Annotated in this window: 18 protein-coding genes and 1 pseudogene; 6 read left to right on the forward strand and 13 right to left on the reverse strand. The window is 68.1% G+C overall.

The features are described from left to right. Positions 1–941 (forward strand): sensor domain-containing protein (locus AWC17_RS05210; protein ID WP_141224509.1); only part of this gene is annotated, 941 nt, incomplete at its 5' end. Positions 942–951: 10 nt separating this feature from the next. Continuing rightward, a complete protein-coding gene (locus tag AWC17_RS05215; RefSeq protein ID WP_046185887.1) occupies positions 952–1923 on the forward strand; it encodes an aldo/keto reductase in 972 nt (323 codons plus the stop codon). 52 nt (positions 1924–1975) lie between these two features. Here AWC17_RS05215 and AWC17_RS05220 read toward each other — a convergent pair whose 3' ends face one another. The 5 genes and pseudogenes from AWC17_RS05220 to AWC17_RS05240 form a co-directional block, all read right to left on the reverse strand. Then, positions 1976–2743 carry an SDR family oxidoreductase gene (locus AWC17_RS05220; protein ID WP_082123148.1) on the reverse strand — a complete coding sequence of 256 codons (768 nt, stop codon included), beginning with the start codon at positions 2741–2743 and terminating at the stop codon, positions 1976–1978. Between the two features lie 91 nt (positions 2744–2834). Continuing rightward, complete coding sequence (locus AWC17_RS05225) at positions 2835–4589, reverse strand: diguanylate cyclase domain-containing protein (protein ID WP_046185884.1); 1755 nt, start codon at positions 4587–4589, stop codon at positions 2835–2837. Positions 4590–4768: 179 nt separating this feature from the next. Beyond that, a complete protein-coding gene (glgX, locus tag AWC17_RS05230; protein ID WP_046185883.1) occupies positions 4769–6919 on the reverse strand; it encodes a glycogen debranching protein GlgX in 2151 nt (716 codons plus the stop codon). A 69-nt stretch (positions 6920–6988) separates the two neighbouring features. Further along, positions 6989–7189, reverse strand: a pseudogene (locus AWC17_RS05235) (glutathione-dependent formaldehyde dehydrogenase); the annotation flags it as partial. A 6-nt stretch (positions 7190–7195) separates the two neighbouring features. Further along, on the reverse strand, positions 7196–7579 hold the full coding sequence (locus AWC17_RS05240; protein ID WP_047323350.1) for a MerR family transcriptional regulator: 384 nt from the start codon (positions 7577–7579) through the stop codon (positions 7196–7198). Positions 7580–7723: 144 nt separating this feature from the next. Between AWC17_RS05240 and AWC17_RS05245 the strand changes: the two genes are divergently transcribed. Continuing rightward, complete coding sequence (locus AWC17_RS05245) at positions 7724–8173, forward strand: Hsp20/alpha crystallin family protein (protein WP_046186036.1); 450 nt, start codon at positions 7724–7726, stop codon at positions 8171–8173. 92 nt (positions 8174–8265) lie between these two features. Further along, a complete protein-coding gene (locus tag AWC17_RS05250; RefSeq protein WP_046186031.1) occupies positions 8266–8940 on the forward strand; it encodes a PAS and ANTAR domain-containing protein in 675 nt (224 codons plus the stop codon). On the opposite strand, the gene AWC17_RS05255 is transcribed toward AWC17_RS05250, so the two are convergent. The 7 genes from AWC17_RS05255 to AWC17_RS05285 are packed head-to-tail and all read right to left on the reverse strand — an operon-like array spanning position 8935 to position 18041. Further along, positions 8935–10308, reverse strand: coding sequence for a WS/DGAT/MGAT family O-acyltransferase (locus AWC17_RS05255; RefSeq protein WP_046186032.1), 1374 nt, complete (start codon positions 10306–10308; stop codon positions 8935–8937). The genes AWC17_RS05250 and AWC17_RS05255 overlap by 6 nt on opposite strands. After that, complete coding sequence (locus AWC17_RS05260) at positions 10296–11207, reverse strand: beta-ketoacyl-[acyl-carrier-protein] synthase family protein (RefSeq protein WP_046186033.1); 912 nt, start codon at positions 11205–11207, stop codon at positions 10296–10298. Before AWC17_RS05260 ends, AWC17_RS05255 begins: the two co-directional genes overlap by 13 nt. Next, positions 11191–12294 (reverse strand): 3-oxoacyl-ACP synthase III family protein, encoded by a 1104-nt coding sequence (locus AWC17_RS05265; RefSeq protein WP_046186034.1) that lies wholly within the window; start codon positions 12292–12294, stop codon positions 11191–11193. The genes AWC17_RS05260 and AWC17_RS05265 overlap by 17 nt, the downstream gene beginning before the upstream one ends. 19 nt (positions 12295–12313) lie before the next feature. Continuing rightward, the gene (locus AWC17_RS05270) at positions 12314–13303 is read right to left on the reverse strand and encodes an Acg family FMN-binding oxidoreductase (RefSeq protein WP_046186035.1); all 990 of its coding nucleotides are present in this window, start codon (positions 13301–13303) and stop codon (positions 12314–12316) included. 1 nt (position 13304) lies between these two features. Continuing rightward, positions 13305–15617 carry a phosphoenolpyruvate synthase gene (gene ppsA, locus AWC17_RS05275; protein ID WP_244193477.1) on the reverse strand — a complete coding sequence of 771 codons (2313 nt, stop codon included), beginning with the start codon at positions 15615–15617 and terminating at the stop codon, positions 13305–13307. 13 nt (positions 15618–15630) lie between these two features. Further along, a complete protein-coding gene (locus tag AWC17_RS05280; RefSeq protein WP_231588602.1) occupies positions 15631–17139 on the reverse strand; it encodes a bifunctional aminoglycoside phosphotransferase/ATP-binding protein in 1509 nt (502 codons plus the stop codon). 14 nt (positions 17140–17153) lie between these two features. Further along, positions 17154–18041, reverse strand: a complete 888-nt coding sequence (locus AWC17_RS05285; RefSeq protein WP_046184703.1) for a universal stress protein — start codon at positions 18039–18041, stop codon at positions 17154–17156. Between the two features lie 142 nt (positions 18042–18183). Between AWC17_RS05285 and AWC17_RS05290 the strand changes: the two genes are divergently transcribed. Both AWC17_RS05290 and AWC17_RS05295 read left to right on the forward strand, forming a co-directional pair. Further along, positions 18184–18402 (forward strand): hypothetical protein, encoded by a 219-nt coding sequence (locus tag AWC17_RS05290; protein ID WP_085164388.1) that lies wholly within the window; start codon positions 18184–18186, stop codon positions 18400–18402. 116 nt (positions 18403–18518) lie between these two features. Continuing rightward, positions 18519–19331 (forward strand): universal stress protein, encoded by an 813-nt coding sequence (locus AWC17_RS05295; RefSeq protein WP_046184702.1) that lies wholly within the window; start codon positions 18519–18521, stop codon positions 19329–19331. A 7-nt stretch (positions 19332–19338) separates the two neighbouring features. Here the strand turns inward: AWC17_RS05295 and AWC17_RS05300 are convergent, their stop codons facing one another. Continuing rightward, positions 19339–19707, reverse strand: coding sequence for a SpoIIAA family protein (locus AWC17_RS05300; RefSeq protein ID WP_046184701.1), 369 nt, complete (start codon positions 19705–19707; stop codon positions 19339–19341). Between the last annotated feature and the right edge of the window lies 1 nt (position 19708).

Consider the following 19708-nt stretch of genomic DNA (forward strand, 5'->3'; position numbering starts at 1 on the left):
CGCCCACCCCGCCCCCGGTGGAACCGCAGGTCTTCACGCCGCCGCCCGCACCGCCGTACCGACCGCCCGTCAACGTGTTGGCGACGCTGTCGCTGGTGTTCGCGTTCGTGTTCGCGCCCGTCGGGGCGATCCTGGGACACGCCGGGCTGGCGCAGATCCGCCGCACCGGCGAGCTCGGCCGGGACCGGGCCCGGGCCGGGCTGGCGCTGTCGTATGTGTTCATCGCCGTCGCCGTCGTCGCCGTGGTCGCGTGGTCCACCCTGGGCGCCGCCCCATCCACCCAGACCGCGGAGCCCGCCACCACCTCCACCAGCGCGGCGCCCCCGGCACCGCCGGGCCCGGTCGCGCCGGACGCCCTGGCGGCGCTGCTGCCGGGGGCCGACGCCCTGAAGAACATCACCGCCGACCAGAATCTCGCGGCGGGCCAGACGTGGGACAACCCGGGCCGCTCCAGCGCGGAAGGAGCCATCGACCGGCCGGAATGCTGGGGCAGCATCGCCCCCGGGACGCCGGACGCCTACACCGGCGGCGGCGTCACCGGATACCACGCGGCGGAGTTCCGCGACTCGCACAGCTTCCTCAAGTCGACCCAGGTGATCCAGGCGGTCGTGGCCTTCCGCGACCCGGCGGCGGCCCAGGCACAGCTGGCGGCGTTGCTGTCGGGCTGGCGCCAATGCGGCGGCTCGACCGTGACCCTGACACCGCCCAACGGGGAGGCGCTCCCGTTCTCGGTGAGCGCGCCCGCCGACGCCGGCAACGGCATCACCACGCTGGACTTGACGCCCAAAGGACTCCAGATCCGCTCGGCGCGGGCGATCGCGGCCAAGGCCAACGTCATTGTCGATCTGATGGTCTCCTGCAGCGGCACGACGGACAGCGGCCCACCGCGGCTGGCCGGGGTGGGCATCGCTGCCTACGTGCTGGGCAAGATCCCTGGCTAGGGTGGGGCGCATGAAGTATCTCGACGTCGAGGGCGTGGGACGGGTCAGCCGGATCGGCTTGGGTACCTGGCAGTTCGGATCGCGTGAGTGGGGCTACGGGGAGGGCTACGCCTCGGGCGCCGCGGGTGACATCGTGCGCCGCGCCCGCGCCCTGGGCGTGACGCTGTTCGACACCGCCGAGGTGTACGGGCTGGGCAAGAGCGAGCGGATACTCGGCGAGGCGCTCGGCGACGAGCGCGCCGACGTCGCGGTGGCCAGCAAGATCATGCCGGTCGCGCCCTTCCCCGCCGTGATCAAGCAGCGCGAGCGCGCCAGTGCGCGGCGGCTGGGCCTGGACCGCATCCCGCTCTACCAGATCCACCAGTCCAATCCTCTGGTTCCCGACACGGTGATCATGCCGGGCATGCGCGACCTGCTCGACAGCGGCAAGATCGGCGCGGTCGGCGTCTCCAACTACTCGCTCGCGCGGTGGCAGAAGGCCGACGCCGCGCTCGGCCGCCCGGTCATCAGCAATCAGGTCCACTTCTCGCTGGCCCATGCCGGGGCGCTGGAAGACCTGGTGCCGTTCGCCGAACGGGAGAACCGCATCGTGATCGCCTACAGCCCGCTCGAGCAGGGCCTGTTGGGTGGCAAGTACGGCCTGGACAACCGTCCCGGTGGCGTTCGGGCGCTGAACTCGCTGTTCGGCACCGAGAACCTGCGCCGCGTCGAGCCGCTGTTGCAGACGCTGCGCGACGTCGCAACCGCCGTCGGCGCCAAGCCGGCTCAGGTGGCGCTGGCCTGGCTGATCAGCTATCCGGGTGTCGTCGCCATCCCCGGCGCGTCCAGCGTCGAGCAGCTCGAGTTCAACGTCGCCGCCGCCGACATCGAACTACCCCCGGACGCCCGTGAGGCGCTCACCGGGGCGGCCCGCGCCTTCCGACCCGTGTCGGCCGGGCGTTTCCTGACCGACCTGGTCCGCGAGAAGCTGGGCCGCGCTTAGAGCGATGGCGGCGACCCGCCTGCGCCCAGCTCCGCCGCGCTTGCGATCGCCGCTAGGACTGGGCGGAATCCGCGAACGCGGCGGGGCTGGCGGGCGCGCCCCTGGCCACCACCACCGGCATCGAGGTGGCGGCGTTCGTCCGCAGGATGGTGTGCACCACGTCGATGAGGTCCTCGACCGGCATCAGCTTGCCGGGCATGCAGCCGCGGGAGGCCCACAGCGGGACGGCCTTCATCGCGAGGTCCATGTCCCAACCGATGTTCATTCCCGTCGCCGCGTCGCCCTCGCCACCCGGGCATTCCCCGACGATGAGGGTGGTGAAGCCGATGTCCGGGTGTTCGGCCCGCCACGCGTCGACCATTCGCTCGAGGGCCGCCTTGCTGACGCCGTACGCGCCCAGCCCCGGCCATGGCGGCCCGAACGTGCCCGCGTCGGAGGACAGGTAGACGGCCTTGCCGGCCGAGACCGTCAGGTGCGGCACCGCCGCGGCCGTCACCAGCGCCGCGCCGATGACGTTCGTGTCGAAGATGCGCCGCCAAGTGGCGGCATCGGTGTCGACCATGCGGACGAGTGGCCCGACGGCGGGGGTGTAGACGATGTTGTCGATGCCGCCCAGGGCGTCGGCGGCAGCGGCGATCGCCGAGCGGCACGATGCCTCGTCGGTGACGTCGCATTCGATGGCGATCGCGCCCGGACCGGCGTCCTTGGCCGCCGCCTCGATGCGCTCGCGGCGCCGGGCCAACAACGCGACCTGGTCGCCGCGCTGGGCGAGACCGACACCGATGCAGCGACCGAGTCCGCTCGAGGCGCCCACCACCACTGTCCTTGACATATTTGCCCTCTCTTGTAACGAGCTGCCGTCGGCAAAAACCTACCGGATATCACCCGGCGCATGGCGATAGCTCGGCTGCTCAATTCCGGACGATGGTGTTCCGGTCCCCCAACTTGGCCTGGTACATGGCCGCGTCTGCCCGGGCCGTGATCGTGTCGACGGAGTCACCGGGAATTGCGAGCGTGGCGCCGATGCTCAAGGTCGCGGAGAACGTCTGGCCGGATACACCGATGGGTTCGGCCGCACGACAGCGGATCTTCTCGGCGATGTGGGTGAGCTCGTCGATGCTGCGGACGCCGGGCAACAGGACGAGAATTTCGTCGCCTCCCGTTCGGCCGACGGTGTCCCCTTGGCGAACGCCTTCTTGGATTCGTGCTGCCAGGGTTGCGAGTACGGAGTCGCCGACGCCGTGTCCCCACGTGTCGTTGATTTCCTTGAAATGGTCTACGTCGCAAAACAATACGCCGACGTACGTTCCGGCTGGTTGCGGTTGCTCCAGCGCGGAGGCGAGTCGGTCAAGGGCCTCGGCCCGGTTCACCAGCCCGGTTAGCATGTCGAACCGTGCCATCCGTTCCAGCCGCTGCTCCGCCTCCACCTGCTCGTCGATGATGCGCACCGCGGCGATCAGACCGTCGATGTTCCCCTCGGCGTCGATGTACGGTTTGCCGTGACCCTCGACCCAGTGGTAATTGCCGTCGGTGGAGCGCACCCGGAAGCGTTGCAGGACCGATTCGCCGGCGGCAACCCTCCCCAGCGCGGTGGTGACCGTCTCGAGGTCCGCCGGATGGATGTGGCGGTCGAAATCCGAGCCGGTCCAGTCTTGCGGTGGGCGGCCCAACGCGGCCTCCACGGACGGCGAAACCCACGCGACCTCGCCGCCGCGGAGGTGCACGATGATGTCGACCGCGTTGTCGGCGAGGATGCGATAGCGCGCCTCGGCATCGGCGCGTTCCTTGCTGACCAGCTCCTTCTCGATCAAAAGTTTCTGCTCACGCTGGATGAAGAAGAACGTGATCGCCCCGACGATGGCGGTGCCCAGCAGTATCGAGAAGGTCCATTCCGCGTGCTGGCCCAGGCCGAGCCGCAGGAAGAACGGCCTCGCCAGCGCAACGACGACCGGAAAGCCGGCGAGGATGCCCACCAACCGAATCAGTGACTTCCGGTCGGGTCGGGCGAGCAGCCAGGCGACCGGAGACCGGTCGGGGCGGGCCAGCGACGTCGCGGCGGCGAGCAGCAGCAGAGACACGGCCGTCATGAGCGCCTGGCCGGTCGAGGGCGAGAAGCCCACCAGTGACAAAGCGCCGAACAAGTACGCCCCGACCGTGACGAACGGGACGGCCCCGCCGGCCGCCATGCAGGCGGGCCAGACCACGCGGGCCCCACGATCCACGCGGATCAGAGCGGCGGCGGCCGCCAGCGGCACTACCGACGACGCCGTCTGCGCGCTGGGGCGGCCCGGCCACGTCTGTTGCGACGTGCGCACCGCGTCCCCGAACCACACCAGGTCCAGGCCGGACGATGGCCCACCGGCGGCGTACTCGAGGAGGGTGATGACGGCAAGGGAACCCACCACCAGGGCCGAGCCTCGCCCGGCCCACACCCGCCCCCGCGATGGGCGACCCGACTGGAACACGATCGCCGCACCCAGCGCTAGCAGCCACAACGCGGTCCACGGCATCATCTGCGGCCAGGCCGGATCGACCCGGGTCAACCGGTCGATGCCAGTCGCCCAGCCCACCCACGTCATGGCGGCAAGGGCAAACACCACCAGCAAGGCGATCCGTCTGCACCAGGCCACGTCGTTCAGGCACGCGTCGGGGTTCGGCCTCTCCATCGGCTGCCCCTTCCTCCCCCCGCGGCGGCGCAATCGACATTGTGCGCGGATAGGCAACCGATGTCTGGGGGCAAAAGGTAACCAATCTCGGGGCGAAAGGCCATTTTTGCGTTCGATCGGGCCGCCGCAAGCGAAGGTTGATCAACCGACCCGGCGTCGCCCGAGGATGATCCGGGCCGTCAGCCCCCGTCGGGGGCTTGCAACACCACGGCGGTGTGCGCGTCCACGGTGAGCGCGCCTCCCCCGGGCACCTCTTCCGCGGGCGTCTCCTCCTCGGGTCCGGTGAAGACCACGAGTTGCCAAGAGGCACCGAATTCCTTTGGTGGCAAGGTGAATTCGATCGCTTCGTAGTGGGCGTTGAAGCACAGCAGGAACGAGTCGTCGAGCACCCGCTGCCCCCGTGCATCCCGGTCGGGGATGCCGTGCCCGTTGAGGAACACCGCGACGGATTTCGCGAATCCCGCGCCCCAGTCCTCCTCGGTCATCTCGGTTCCCTCGGGAGTGAACCAGGCGATGTCGGGCAGCTGGTCCTGGCCGCGGCGGCCCAGCGGCTTACCGGAAAAGAACCGGCGCCTGCGAAAGACCGGATGGTTGGCGCGCAGCGCCGACACGACGCGGGTGAACTCCAGCAGGCCGTTGTCCGCTCTTGCCCAGTCGATCCAGGTGAGCTCGTTGTCCTGGCAGTAGCCGTTGTTGTTGCCGTTCTGCGTGCGGCCCAGCTCGTCGCCGTGACAGATCATCGGCACGCCCTGCGACAGCAGCAGCGTGGTGAGGAAGTTGCGCTGCTGGCGGGCGCGCAGCGCGTTCACGTCCGCGTCGTCGGTCGGCCCCTCCACACCGCAGTTCCACGACCGGTTGTGGCTCTCGCCGTCGTTGTTGTCCTCGCCGTTGGCCTCGTTGTGTTTCTCGTTGTAGGACACCAGGTCACGCAGCGTGAACCCGTCGTGCGCGATGACGAAGTTGATCGAGGCCACCGGCCGGCGCGCGGTGTGCTCGTAGAGGTCGGCGGACCCGGACAGGCGGTAGGCGAACTCGTCGAGCGTGGCTGGCTCACCGCGCCAGAAGTCCCGGACGGTATCGCGGTACTTGCCGTTCCATTCCGTCCATTGCGGCGGGAAGTTACCGACCTGGTAGCCGCCCGGCCCGACGTCCCACGGTTCGGCGATCAGCTTGACCTGGCTGACAGTCGGATCCTGTTGCACGAGTTCGAAAAACGCCGCCAGACGGTCGACGTCGTAGAACTCGCGGGCCAGCGTCGCTGCCAGATCGAACCGGAAGCCGTCGACGTGCATCTCGAGCACCCAGTAGCGCAGCGAGTCCATGATCAGCTGCAGCGCGTGCGGGTGCCCGACGTTGAGGCTGTTGCCCGTGCCGGTGTAGTCCATGTAGTAGCGCTTGTCGTCGTCGACCAGCCGGTAGTAGGCGGCGTTGTCGATACCCCGCATCGACAGCGTCGGGCCCATGTGGTTGCCCTCGGCGGTGTGGTTGTAGACGACGTCGAGGATCACCTCGATTCCAGCCTCGTGCAGCGTCCGCACCATCGCCTTGAACTCCTGCACCTGCCCGCCCGGGGACGTGGCGCTGGAGTACTTGAAGTCGGGCGCGAAGAACCCGATCGTGTTGTAGCCCCAGTAATTCGAGAGGCCCTTGTCCACCAGGGTGGAGTCGTTGGCGAAGTGGTGCACCGGCATCAGCTCGATGGCGGTGACGCCGAGGTTCTTGAGGTGCTCGATGATCACCGGGTGCCCAACGGCCGCGTACGTGCCGCGCAGCTGCTCGGGGATGTCCGGGTGAGTTTGCGTGAGGCCCTTGACGTGCGCCTCGTAGATGACCGTGTCGGCGTACTGGTGGTCCGGCGGCCGGTCGTTGCCCCAGTCGAAGTAGGGGTTGATCACCACCGACTTGGGCATGAAGGCGGCGGAATCGTCGTCGTTGCGGCTATCCAGGTCACCGAAGTTGTAACTGAACAGGGCCTGGTTCCACTCGAACGAGCCGTCGATGGCCTTCGAATACGGATCCACCAGCAGCTTGTTCGGATTGCACCGCAATCCGTTCTGCGGGTCGAACGGGCCGTGGACGCGGTAGCCGAAGCGTTGACCGGGTTCGATGCTCGGAATGTAGGCGTGCCAGACGAATCCGTCGACCTCGGGCAGCGTGACCCGGCTCTCGGTTCCGTCGGCGTCAAACAGGCACAGCTCCACCCGCTCGGCCACTTCGCTGTACACGGCGAAATTGGTGCCCGCACCGTCGTAGGTCGCGCCCAAGGGATAGGCCCGGCCCGGCCACACCTCTCCGGTGGGCGTGGGAGCGGAAGCTTCTGCGGATGTCATGGCGCTTTCAATACCCTACCGGGGCCGCCCTCAAACGGTGCTCCGGAAGACCTTGCGGCATAGCGGTTTTCAAGGTCTTAACATGACCTTCACCGCCCCGTCCTGCTTCTTCTGGAAAATCTCGTAGGCGTGCGGGGCCTGGTCGAGGGGCAGCACGTGGGAGGCGAAGGTGTCGACGCCCAGGGGGTCGTCGTCGGTCAACAGCGGCAAGATGTCGTCCACCCATCTCTTGACGTTCGCCTGGCCCATCCGCAGGGTCACCCGCTTGTCGCTGCCTCAGACACCCTCGTCGCCGTGCTCGGTGGCCGCCGCCGTGAACTTCGGGGCTTTGGCGGCCTTCCGCAGGGTCCGGTTGGTGGAGCGTAGGTCGGTGTTGGCCGCCGACAGCGTCGCGTTGTGGTCCTCGAGGTCGAGGATGCGGGCGACCCCGGCCAGGTTGATGCCCGCATCGACCAGCTCGCTGATCCGCTTGAGCCGGGCCAGGTCGTGGGCGCTGTAGCGCCGGGTGCCGCCATCGCTTCGCGCCGGCGTGAGCAGTCCATATCGCTCGTACAGGCGCAGCGATTGCACCGGGATGCCGGAGAGTTCGGCAGCCACCGAGATGCCGTACACGCCGTGATCGGGCGCCGGGGCGCCGGACTCGCCGCGTTGATCGGTCATCACGCGTCTCCTCGAAGCTAGCGGGCTCAGAAAATCTATTTATCACACTTGCGTGATTGTGTCGACAGTGCTATATCGAATCTATGTCATTTGACATAGATAATAGCCAGACCACAGCCTAGATTGGAGTGAGAGGTGACCACCATGCTGATGCGTACCGACCCGTTCCGCGACATCGACCGTTTCGCCCAGCAGGTGTTCGGTACAGCCGCCCGGCCGGCAGTCATGCCGATGGACGCCTGGCGCCAGGGCGAGGAATTCGTCGTCGAATTCGACCTGCCCGGCATCGACGTTGACTCGCTCGATATAGACATCGAGCGCAACGTGGTGACCGTGCGCGCCGAGCGGCCCGCCGTCGACCCCGACCGCGAAATGCTGGCCACCGAGCGGCCGCGCGGAGTGTTCAGCCGGCAGCTGGTGCTGGGCGACAACCTCGATACCGAAAAGATCGAGGCGTCCTACCGCGAAGGCGTTCTGCGCCTGCGCATTCCGGTGGCCGAACGGGCCAAGCCGCGCAAGATCACCGTCGGGCGCGGCGACGCGCACTCGGCCATCGACGAGAAAGCCTCGCAGCGCGAGGTCATCAACGCCTGATCGCCCGGGCGGGGCGGCGGCTCGGGCCGTGCCAAGCACACGGGCCGCCTCCCTACTCCGGCGCAATGGCGCCGAAGGAAACCAGGTGAGAGATGCAGTGGGAACTCGACGGTCAAACGGCTAACGTCGAACAAGCGTTAGCCGGCGGCGCCGCGCAACCGGCCGGCTGGTTTCGCTTCTACTTCACCGACGAGCGCTGGGAGTGGTCGGAACAGGTGCAGCGGATGCACGGGTACGAGCCCGGCAGCGTCACGCCCACCACCGAACTGGTGCTCGCGCACAAACATCCGGACGACCGCGGGCATGTGGCCGCCACCATCGATCAGATCGTGAATACCCGTCAGGCGTTCAGCACCCGCCATCGGATCGTCGACACCGGCGGGAACGTGCGTGAGGTCGTCGTCGTGGGTGATCGGTTCTTCGATGACGATGGTGACGTGGTCGGCACGCACGGGTTCTACATCGACGTCTCGCCGGGGCAGGCGGACGAGGACATCGTGAGCGCGAAGCTGGCCGAGATCAGCGAGAACCGGGCCGGCATCGAACAAGCCAAAGGCATGCTGATGCTGGTCTACGGCATCAGCGACAGCGCGGCCTTCGAGTTGCTCAAATGGCTTTCGCAGGAAGCGAATATCAAGCTAAGGCCGCTCGCCGAACAAGTCGCCGAGGACTTCCGCAGCGCCGGCTTGCGTCACGACGCCCAAACGAAATTCGACCATTTACTGTTGACCGCGCATCAGCGCGCCACCCAAGCCGATGCGTCATGACGACTTGCGACGCCGGGTACGGGCGGCCGCGACCAGTTGCGCGATCCCCCTTTCGATGCCGGCGGCGAGCGCGTCGATGTCGGGAGCGGTGTCGTAATCGGCGGTGATGCCGAAGACGAAACTATCGGCGTAGCTGAGCATCGCGATGCCGGTCCGCACCTGAAGGGCGATCGGCGGGACCGGCAGCAGCTCCAGCACCCGGCGGCCCATCAGCCGCTGCCGGCTCCGCGGACCCGGAACGTTGGTCGCCAACGCCACCACCGCTCGTTGGGGCAAGCGCGAAAGCAAGCGAATCGTCCACGCGGACAGAGCAAACGGCGTGCGTCTGGCCGCCACCACCACCGCGCTGGCACCCTCGCTCTGACCGCTCGCTTTGGCGTGGGTGAGCCGATCGTGCACCAACTTCAGCTGCTGCACCGGGTCCGCCTCGTCAACAGGCAGCAACGGCAGCATCGCCGAGACCCGGTTGCCGGCGACATTGAAGTGGTCCACCGCGCGCACCGAGACAGGGACGAGCGTGCGTAGCGAATCTCGGCCCGGGCGTTCCCCGCGCGCCAGCAAGACGGCGCGATAACTGTCGGTAATCGCCGCCAGTGCAACGTCATTCAGCGTGACCCCGAATGCCCGGGCGACCTTGTGCATGTCCGTCAACCGGGCGCGGGCCGCGCTGTACCGCCGCATCGTGGTAACCGGCCCGTTCAGCGATGATTCGGGGGCGGGGCGCAGCAGGCCGGCCGCGAGCTCGGCCGCACCGATCGCTGCGTGTTCGGCCGCGGTCACCGCACCGAACGCGCTTCGACCGATTGCGCTCGCCCAGCTCAAGGGGTTGAGGGTCAGACCCACCCGCGCCCGGACCGGCTTCTTGGCGGCGCCGACGTCGGCGGCAAACGTGTCACCGTCACCGTCGTCGCTGAACTTCGCCAGCAGCTGCGCCGTGGCGATGCCGTCGGCGATGCAGTGGTGAACCTTGGTCAGCACCGCCCACCGGTTTTCGCTGAGCCCCTCGACGATCCAGCACTCCCACAGCGGGCGCTCCCGATCGAGCCGACGCTCCATCAACGTGGCGATCATCTCGAACAGCTCCGCGTCGCCGCCGGGGTGCGGCAGCGCGATGCGGTGCAGGTGGCGCGCGAGGTCGAAGTGCGGGTCGTCCGCCCATTCCGGCGGCCGCAGGTCGAGCGGATGGGTCCGCAGGACCTGCCGGCAGCGCGGGATCGTCTCAACCCGTTCGGCGAACGAGGTGACGAACTCCTCGTACGTCGGGGCCGGACCCTCCACGATCGAGACCCCGCCCACCGCCAGGCTCACGTGCGGATCCGAGTCCTCGACCTCCAGGAAGCCGGCATCCAGGGCGGTCAATTGCTCCATGGTCGCCCCTCCTTTCCAGACGTGGGTGGCGGACGGTACAGCGCCGCGCCCGCGGTGACACCCGCCCCGGCGGCCACGAGCAAGACCCGCGCGCCGGCGGGAAGCCGCTGAACCTGCGGTTCGAAGGCCGCGGCCAGCGCGGCGGTGTGCATCCGCTCGTCGTCGGCGATAATGACTTGCTCCGCAGGCACTTTGAGGCGGCAGCTCAGTTCTGCCCGGAATCCGGGCCGGGCGGGAGCGGCGATGATCATGTCGACGGCCGAGAGCGCCACCCCGTGCGCGTCCAGGCAAGTCCGCGCCGCCTCCGCGGCGGCCACGGCCATTCGCTCGTCCAGGTCGGTCGACTCGGTGATGCGCAGGACATTGCGCGAGTCGGCGAAACCCACTGTCGCGGTGAGCGCTTCGAGGTCTTCTCCGTCGCTGTTCACCCACGACACGCGGCTCAGGCCGTAGTCGTCATCGGACCATCCGCACAACACGGCCGCGCCGGCCGCGGCGAACGGGAAGTGCTCGCTCAGCCCATGGCCCGGATCGGCGTCGCTGGCCACGATGAGCGCGCGGTTGATGCTGTGTGCCCGCAGGAAACCGTCGACGATCTGCAGCGCGGTCAGCACGCCGCAGGTGCCGTTGGCGATGTCGAAGGAGAAGGTGCCGTGAGCGCCGGGGTGCGGATCCTCGGGATTGGCGTCGATGTCATCCTGGATCAACGCCGCCAGCGCCGGCTCCCCCATGTTGCGGTCACGGTAGATCCCCGCATTGACAATCAGATCCAACTCGGCCGCGTCGCACCCGGCGCGCTGCAGGCAGGTCTTGGCCGCGTTGACGGCGAGGTGCAACGCGCTGTGCTTGTGACGCCACCGCGGCGCCGCGATGTCCACTCGATCAATCACGGTGCCCATAGCGCCCCACCAAATCCTCGTCCAAGGTCAGTAAGACCACGCCGATTTCCAACCCTGAGGCCAGCGCGATCAAGGCGACGGTCTCTCCCGGCGCGATGTGGCCGGCCTCCAGCTCCTCGACAAGCGCCACCGTGTGGGTCGTCGACGCCGTGTTGCCGTACCGGTCCACGGTGATCACCGCGTCGTGGCGGGGCACGTCGCCGAACGACTCCGACATGCGGGCCATTCCCTTGCGGATGGCGCGGGCGGAAGTCTGATGGGTGATCACGTGATCGATGTCGTGGATCGAAATCCCCGCGGCCTCAAGGACTTCGTGCAGCAGCAGCGGGGTGTCGGTGATCGCGGCCCGTTGGATGCCGCGGGAGTCGGTGAACATCCGCGCCCCCGGATCGTGGCCCTGCGGATAGGCCAGGCAGAGCCTGCTGTAGTCGGCCACCGTGGTGAAGCCGGCGATGCTGATGCCCGCGGACCCGGCCGGGGCCCGCTCCAGCAGAAGCGCGGCGCCCGCGTCGCCGAGGGTCAGCGAGGCCAGTTCCTTGCTCATGATGCTGCGGATGTGGCGGGCGGCGTTGTGGCCGAGCTGCGATATGTATTCACCGCTGACGACCAGCCCACGCTCGATGGCGCCCTGGCGGATCCAGTTGTTCACGATGGTCACTCCGGTGAGCATCCCGGCGCACGCGTTGGACACGTCGAAGGTCATCGCGTTTTGTGCCCCGATTGCCCGGGCCACCGCGCCGCTCATCGTCGGTTCGAGCCATTGGGTGAGGCCGCCGCGGAATTTCGTGATGCTGCAACTGATTACCACGTCCAGCGAGGCCGCGTCCCGCCGCGCGGTGCCCAGCGCGTTCAGCGCGGCCGACGTGGCCAGGGAGTAGGAATCCTCGTCGCCGACCGAGACGCGGCGCTCGCGGATGCCGGTCAGCCGTTCCAGATCGATGTGGGTGCGGTGGCGCGTTGTCGCCATCAATTCCTCTGTGGTGAGGTGGGTTGCGGGCAGATGCCGGCCGGCGCCCGCCACCCGCGTGACAAACGGGGCCGAAGTTCCGTCCCCGGCGGTCTCCATCACCAGCCAATGTCGAACCATCGCCGCAACCTCCTCTCGCTCAGTCGCGGAACTCGAGGACTTCGGTGACCAGGCGCCGAGACGTGAATTCGACGTGTTGGCCACTCGTCGGTGAAGTACCGACCCGGATCAAGAGCTGGGGTGCTCCGGACGTTCCGACGATGCCCCTGATGATGCTGCGGCTCTGTGCAATCTCGGTCATGTGGGTCAACGTGCAGGTGGCCGCGCCGGCCATGGTGCACTCGAGTAGCACCGCCGACAGCGCCTCGCCGCAGCGCAACACCTCTAGCGGTGCGTCATCACGCCGGGTGGACAGCACCACGATCTTGGAGCGGTCATGGTCGATCGTCGTCCGGCGGTGGCCACCGCCCGCCGGGGGAAATTGGCGGGCGATGTCGACGCGGGCGGCTTCCGAGGAGGACACCAGGGAGGTTTCCGGTGCTTGCGTCTCGTCCGACTCGAATGGGGATGTCCACCAGCGCAGCTCGGACATATACGAGGTGTCGTAACGACGCAGCGACTCGACGAGCGCAGACTCTTCCGCCAAACGTGGACGGTCGTCATCGAGCACCACATCGAGAAGCACGTCATGGGGAAGCACCACGCGACACAGCGCCGAGTGCAAGGCCGGCCAGCCGGCCGGCGCGCCGAATGGTAGCCGGTCGGTGCGGCGGCGGCGGATCGCGTCCGCACGCCGCCAATCCTCCTGGGACACCGGGTCCATGGCGTGGAACCGAAGTGTCGCCAGGTGTTTCGGGTGACACGGAGCGGGACGGCGCTCGGTGGTGCACCCCCATCCGGCGGCGGCCATGGCGACCCGAAGGTGATCGAGAACCGCACCGCAACTCAACGTGAGCTCCCGGCCGGCGTGATCGGTGGCGGGCATCAACCGGCAAGGATCCGCCCACAGCTGCAGGGTCGCGCCTTCGACGACCCACCGCCAGGGCTGGCTGTTGTGCAGCGAGGGCGCCCGACTCGCCAACATCACCGCGTCACGGATGACTTCGGAATCCGGTGCCCGCACAGACATGTCAATTACCTCGCTCAGCGATCCCGGTCGTGCGTCCGGCATGCGCCGATTCGAGCAACAGCCGGCGCTCGGCGGAGGCGATCACCCGCCGGGCGGCGGGCGCCGCGTCCGGGTTGACCGATACGGAGGTGATGCCCATGCGGACCAGATGCTCGGCGAAACTCGGATTGGTCGAAGGGGCCTGACCACACAGCGACGAGGTGATGCCGTGTTTGCGCGCGGTCGCGACGACGCGGCCGATGGCGTCCAGCACCGCGCCGTCGGATTCGTCGAACAACTCGGCGCAGATGTCCGAGTCGCGGTCGACCCCGAGAACGAGCTGAGTCAGGTCGTTGCTGCCGATGGAAACCCCGTCGACGCCCATGCCGATGTACTCGGGAAGCCAATACGTCACCGACGGCACCTCGGCCATCACCCAGCGATGCAGGCCGCGCTGAGCGCCGAGCGGACTCGCGTCGACCAACGACAGGCACGCTTCGAGCTCCCATCGGGTTCGTACGAAGGGAATCATCAGGTGCACGTTGGGGTTACGCTCGCGTACCCGGGCCAACGCCTCGAGTTCGAGGGCGAACAGATCGGGGTCCTTGATGTATCGGTAGCACCCGCGGTAGCCGATCATCGGGTTGTGTTCGACCGGTTCATAGGCGTCGCCGCCGCGTAAGCCGCGGAATTCGTTGCTGCGGAAATCGGTGGCGCGGTAGATGACCGGCCGGGTCCCGAAGGCCGAGGCGATGCGGCCGATGGACGCGACCATGGCGTCGACCAGGCCGGCCTGTTCGCCGCGCGCGATGAGGTCGCGCGGGTGCCGTCCCGAAAGGGCCTGGGTCAACAGGAATTCGGCGCGGAGCAGACCCACGCCGTCGACGTCCGAAGCGGCGACCGTTTCGGCCGTGTCGGGGATGGCCAGGTTGACATAGATCTTGGTGCCGGTCGTTTCCCCGCCCACGGCAGTGGTCGGGGGTCGTTCGACGGTCGCCGCCCGCACCTGCGGGGCACATTCGCCGGCGGTGACGGTGCCCCGCGCGCCGTCGACGGTCACCGTCTGCCCGTCGTGCAGGACGGTCGTCGCGTCCCGGGCGCCCACCACACAGGGCACGTTCAGCTCGCGCGCCACGATCGCCGCGTGGCAGGTCATGCCACCGGTCTCGGTCACCAGCGCGGCCGCGCGGCGGATGGCCGGAAGCCAGTCCGGATTGGTCATCGGGGCGACCAGAATCTCGTTGTCCTGCAACCGGTTGCCCTCTTCCGGGCTGTGCAGCACGCGCACTCGTCCGGAGGCGAAGCCGGGCGCCGCGGGCAGCCCGCGCACCAGCACTCCGGTCGCCTCGTCGGCCACGGCGGGGTGCAACGTGGTGATGGGCCGGGCCTGCACCAGCCACGCCTTGCCGGCGGCGATCGCCCATTCGACGTCCTGCGGGCAGCCATGGTGGTTTTCCACCGCGATCGCCAGTTCGGCGATCCGGCGCAGCGCGGCGTCGTCGAGCACGCGCGCCTGTGCCAGTTCGGGTTCCAGGTCCACGACGACGTCGCGGCCCTCGGGACCGCGCACGATCTTGAATGCCTGGTAGCCCACCTTGACGTCGAGCACGTTGAGCGTCTTCTTGTCCACGACATAGGTGTCCGGCTGAACCTTGCCGGACACCACGACCTCGCCCAGGCCGAGTGCGGCTTCGATGACGATGTGCCCCGGGTCCCCCGTGCTGGGATCGGTGGTGAACGCGACCCCGGACTGCTCGGAAGCGATCATCTGCTGGACGACCACCGCCATGGCCGGGTCGGCGGTGAAGCCCCGGCTGGCTCGATAGGTGACGACGCGGGGGCTGAAGAGCGAGGCCCAGCACTGCGTGACGGAGTCGACGAGGGCGTCCTCGCCGGTCACGTTCGTCAGGGTCTGGTTCATTCCCGCGAACGACGCGTCGCGACCGTCCTCGCCCGTCGCCGATGATCGGACGGCCACAACGCAATTCGATCCAAGCCTGCGGTAGGAAGCGAGAAGCTGATCCCGCACGTCCTCGCTCACGCCGGCCTCGGTCACCAAATGACGCATGCGTTCGCAGAGTTCGGACAGCCGGGCACTGTTGTCGACCTTCGTCAGGGCCTCGCGGTGCATCGCGGCCAGCTCGGCGTCGACCCCACCCGCCCGCATCGCGGACAGGTAGCTGCCGCGCAGCAGCACGAACCCCGGCGGAACGGGGAGGCCGGCGGCCACCAACTCCCCCATGTTCGCCCCCTTACCGCCGGCCTCCTCGGAGTCACCGAGGCGTAACGCCGATATGTCACTGACATACGCGTTGACGATGGTTTCCGTTGACACGCCTTACTCCTTCTTAGCCAAGCGTCGAGTGTTGCCAGACATCGTGGGCCTCTCGCACCGCGTTCTCGGGCCGCGCCGAGGTGTCGATGAGGTGCGCGCTGTCCCAGCCGGCGCGCTGCGCCGCTAACACGGCGGCGATCTCCGGGGTCACCTCCGAGCTGCCCGGACGCCTGGTCGCGATTCGGCCGGCGGCCGTATCGATCGTCGCGGAGCACATGAGTTCGACCATCACCGAATGGGTTTCCGCGGCAAGGCGGCGGGCTTGCGCGCGCCAGTCCGGGTCCCGCCAGGTGCCGTCCAGGATCACCGATTGCCCGCCGCTCAACAGCGGGCGCGTCCGGTGCAGGACCGAGTCGTAGACCGCCGCCACGTTGTCGGCGCTGTACAGTCCGGCATCGAGAACGCCGGGATCCCCGCCGATGGCACCCGCGTCGCGCAGCTCACGGCGCACATCATCGGTCGAGATAACCTGCGCGGCAACGCGTTCGGCGAGCCCGCGCGCGACGGTCGACTTGCCGGTGCCCGGGTTTCCGCCGACGAGCACCAAGCGGACCGCGCCGCTTTCCAGGTGTCCGGTCGCCAGCGCGAGGTGGCGAGCCGCGTCGTTGGCCGCGGCGGGTTTGCCCTGCGACCAGCGAACGCAGTCCACCTTCGCCCGTACCACGGCGCGATAGGCGATGTAGAACTCGCGCAGCGACGACGGCGCCGCGTCCCCCGAATGTTCGGCATAACGCCCGAGGAAGTAGTCGGCGAGGTCCTTGCGTCCCAGGAACTCGAGATCCATTGCGAGGAAGGCCGCGTCGTCGATGCAATCCACGTAGCGAAGTTCGTCGTCGAACTCCAAGCAATCCAGCAGCGCCGGTTTCCCGTCCACCCAGAAGATGTCGTCGGCGAGCAGATCGCCGTGGCCGTCGACGATGCACCCTTCCTCGACGCGGCTTTTGAGCAGGGGCGCGCGGCCCGCGATGAATTCGGCGACCAGGCGCTCGATGCGCGAGACGGCTTCGGGAGCAACTCCCGGCGTCGATGCGTCCGCGTAGCGCCGCAATTCCGACAGGTTGTCGTGCCAGCGGCGCTCGATCGCCTCGGCCTCGCCCTGGGCGCTGATCGCCCGGCCCCGCTGGGCGTGGCGGTGAAAGCGGGTCAACACGGCGGCGACGGAATCCAGCGCGCCCCGAACGGACTCGTCGGGGCCGCGGAATGCCATGTACGCCAACCGGTCTTCGTCGCGGTAGCGCCGCATGACGATGACCGGTTCGGGTGGCCCGCCGGCCGGATCGCTGAGGTGCGCGACCCCGAGGTAACTGTCGGGCGACAGCCGGCTGTTCAGTTCAACCTCCCGACGGCACGCGTGTTCCCGCTGCTCCGGCGCGCGAAAGTCGAGGAAGTCGGTCCGCACGGCCTTCTTCGCCTTGTATGCCCGGTCGCCGGCCAATACGACGACACCGGTGTGGGTTTCGTGCATGTCGAGGTAGGGCACGGCGGTCTTCGTCGCTGGTGCGGTAGCTGACGCTGCGGGCATGGCGCGGCGCGGCTCTAGGACGGCCGCGCCACGATGACGGGCATGCGGACCGAGTGGACGACCGCGTTGCTGACCGAACCCAGCAGCACGCCGGACAGGCCGCCCCGGCCGTGGCTGCCCACGACGACGAGTTGGGCGGATTCCGACTGTTCGATGAGCTGCCGGGCCGGGCGGTCAGAGACGACGACTCGGTGCACGGTGACGTCGGGATAGCGTTCCTGCCAGCCGGCCAGCTGTTCGGCAAGGCTCCGCTCCGCTTCCCCCTTCACCGCCGACCAATCCACCCCGGGCAGTTCGAACACGTCGACGTCACTCCATGCGTGCAGCGCCGTCAGCTCGACACCACGACGCGACGCTTCGTCGAACGCAACGGCGACCGCGACCTCCGAGGCGGGTGAGCCGTCGATGCCCACGAGCACCGGGGCTTGCTGGGGATGCTCCATCAGCGGATCTTCGTCGCGGATGACCGCGACGGGGCAGTGCGCGCTGCGGACCACGCTGCTGCTCACCGAACCCAGCACCAACCTGCCCAGCGCCCCCCGCCCGTTGCTGCCGACGACGACCATCTCGGCCTCTTTGGACATCTCGACCAGGGTGGGCACCGGGGGCGCACACCTCAGCTCGCTTCGGACATCGATCTTGCGGTCCGTGGTGACGGCGTCTTCGGCGATCTTGGCCGCCTGCTCGAGGACCTCCCGGCCTTGCTCTTCCTGCCACACCGCCACGCCGGTCGACAGCGGAAGGGCCGGATACATCGGCACCATCGCGTTCACCATGTGGACGACGGTCAGCGGGACGTGTCGCATCGCCGCATCACGGGCAGCCCAACAGACGGCGGCGTTCGAGGCCGGCGATCCGTCGATCCCGACGACGATGCCATGGCGGTTTGCGAGTGCGGACATGATGTTCTCCCTCTCCTCCCCCAAAACGCTATGGCGCGAACGACCGTCGATCATGAGGCTTTGGTCACCAACCGCATGGCCATGAGGCCCCCGTGCGCCGGTGGGCCTTGACGGGCACCGGCGCTGTGGCATCGTCACAGAGGTGACTGAGTGGCCTGTCATTCTCGGGCTCGACTGTGTAATCGCACAGACGGCACCGGGCGTGGTGGAGGCCCGCGATTCGACCGCCGCATTTCTGCAGCGGCTGCGCGACACCTGCGTCGCCACCGCCATCTATTCGTCTACCCGCGACTGCGCGCCCCTCTTGCGCGCAGCGGGAATCGAGGAACTCGTCGGCGTTCCAAGTCGCCTGAAGCCCTGATGACCAAAGCCCGGGAACGGGGGTCGAAGGGCCCTGCTGAACCAAGCCGTGGCCGCCATAACGTGGCCAGTGCCGGATCCTGGGTGTCCCGGTAGCCAGTCATACAGGAGGATTCGATGAACAATCCGCAGTCGCAGCGGATCGTGGTAGGTATCGACGGCTCGGACGCCGCGATCAATGCGGCCAAATGGGCGGCCGCCGAGGCCGTCAGTCGCAACGTCCCGCTACGGCTGATCCACGCCATCCCCCAACGGCATGCGGACGCATCGGGTGACGAGAGCCTGGATATCGAATACGCCCAAACGTCGTTGCGGGCCGCCGATGCGGCGCTTCAGGCCATGGGTACGCCGGTCAAAGTTGAATGCGACATCGTACGCGGTTCCTCGGAGAGCGCGTTGATCGACGAATCACGACACGCCGCAATGGTTTGCGTGGGTTCGGTTGGGACGGGCTGGGTGGCCCGCAAGGTCCTCGGCTCGACCGCCGGCACCGTGGCGCAGAAGGCGCACTGCCCGGTCGCCGTCATCCGCAGCGGCCGCGACGTCGCCGAGCCGGATGGCGGGTATGTTGCCGTTGCCGTCCAGGAATCGGAGACCAACGACGCGGTACTCGAGCATGGCTTCCGCGAGGCGCGCCTTCGTGAGGCACCTATCTTGGCAATGGGAGTCTGGCGATGGGGCCTCGGTGAGATTCCCTACCGCCAGCTGGATCATCGACTCGGTCCCTGGGTATCGCGGCATCGCGAGGTGCACGTCCAACCCGCCGCAGCAAGGCGCGGGGCCGCCGAATTCCTCACGCACACACAGGAACCCGTTCAGCTCGCGGTGGTGGGCAGCGAGGACGCCGACAAGGTCGCCCGCATGGTCGGGCCGATCACCCCACATCCGGGCGGCCACACCGGATGTTCGGTGCTTGTCGTACGTGACTAACGGCGGACTACCCGGCTGCCCATTCCTTGGCGCGGTCGAGTTCGTCGAGCCCGAACACGGCAATCTCGCCGGGGACCATCCACGCCAGAGCGTGCAGGACAGGAGCGACCCAGTCCTTGTCGGAGACCACCGCGATCCGCTTGAACGCCGAATGGTGCGGCAGGACGGTGCCGAAGCCCAGCTTGAGATCCTCGAGGAACCCACCGGGCCCGAATCCCTCGTAGTCGGATGTGATGACCTCGACGATTCTGACCTCGCCCGTCTGTAGCACCTGGTCGATTTGGGGCTTGAAGTCGCGCAGCTCGTCACCGCGCAGCCGGCCCGACACGCGGATGCCGATCACTTTCTCCGGCATGTCCGGCAGCAGTTCGATCATC

The organism is Mycobacterium nebraskense, from assembly GCF_002102255.1.
GTDB lineage: Bacteria > Actinomycetota > Actinomycetes > Mycobacteriales > Mycobacteriaceae > Mycobacterium > Mycobacterium nebraskense.

Bases quoted from the DNA above. Each gene is read 5' to 3' on its own strand.
- AWC17_RS05215 (WP_046185887.1), top strand. From the start codon at position 952: ATGAAGTATCTCGACGTCGAGGGCGTGGGACGGGTCAGCCGGATCGGC.
- AWC17_RS05225 (WP_046185884.1), bottom strand. From the start codon at position 4,589: ATGGAGAGGCCGAACCCCGACGCGTGCCTGAACGACGTGGCCTGGTGC.
- glgX (WP_046185883.1), bottom strand. From the start codon at position 6,919: ATGACATCCGCAGAAGCTTCCGCTCCCACGCCCACCGGAGAGGTGTGG.
- AWC17_RS05240 (WP_047323350.1), bottom strand. From the start codon at position 7,579: ATGACCGATCAACGCGGCGAGTCCGGCGCCCCGGCGCCCGATCACGGC.
- AWC17_RS05245 (WP_046186036.1), top strand. From the start codon at position 7,724: ATGCTGATGCGTACCGACCCGTTCCGCGACATCGACCGTTTCGCCCAG.
- AWC17_RS05250 (WP_046186031.1), top strand. From the start codon at position 8,266: ATGCAGTGGGAACTCGACGGTCAAACGGCTAACGTCGAACAAGCGTTA.
- AWC17_RS05255 (WP_046186032.1), bottom strand. From the start codon at position 10,308: ATGGAGCAATTGACCGCCCTGGATGCCGGCTTCCTGGAGGTCGAGGAC.
- AWC17_RS05260 (WP_046186033.1), bottom strand. From the start codon at position 11,207: ATGGGCACCGTGATTGATCGAGTGGACATCGCGGCGCCGCGGTGGCGT.
- AWC17_RS05265 (WP_046186034.1), bottom strand. From the start codon at position 12,294: ATGGTTCGACATTGGCTGGTGATGGAGACCGCCGGGGACGGAACTTCG.
- AWC17_RS05270 (WP_046186035.1), bottom strand. From the start codon at position 13,303: ATGTCTGTGCGGGCACCGGATTCCGAAGTCATCCGTGACGCGGTGATG.
- AWC17_RS05280 (WP_231588602.1), bottom strand. From the start codon at position 17,139: ATGCCCGCAGCGTCAGCTACCGCACCAGCGACGAAGACCGCCGTGCCC.
- AWC17_RS05285 (WP_046184703.1), bottom strand. From the start codon at position 18,041: ATGTCCGCACTCGCAAACCGCCATGGCATCGTCGTCGGGATCGACGGA.
- AWC17_RS05295 (WP_046184702.1), top strand. From the start codon at position 18,519: ATGAACAATCCGCAGTCGCAGCGGATCGTGGTAGGTATCGACGGCTCG.
- AWC17_RS05300 (WP_046184701.1), bottom strand. From the start codon at position 19,707: ATGATCGAACTGCTGCCGGACATGCCGGAGAAAGTGATCGGCATCCGC.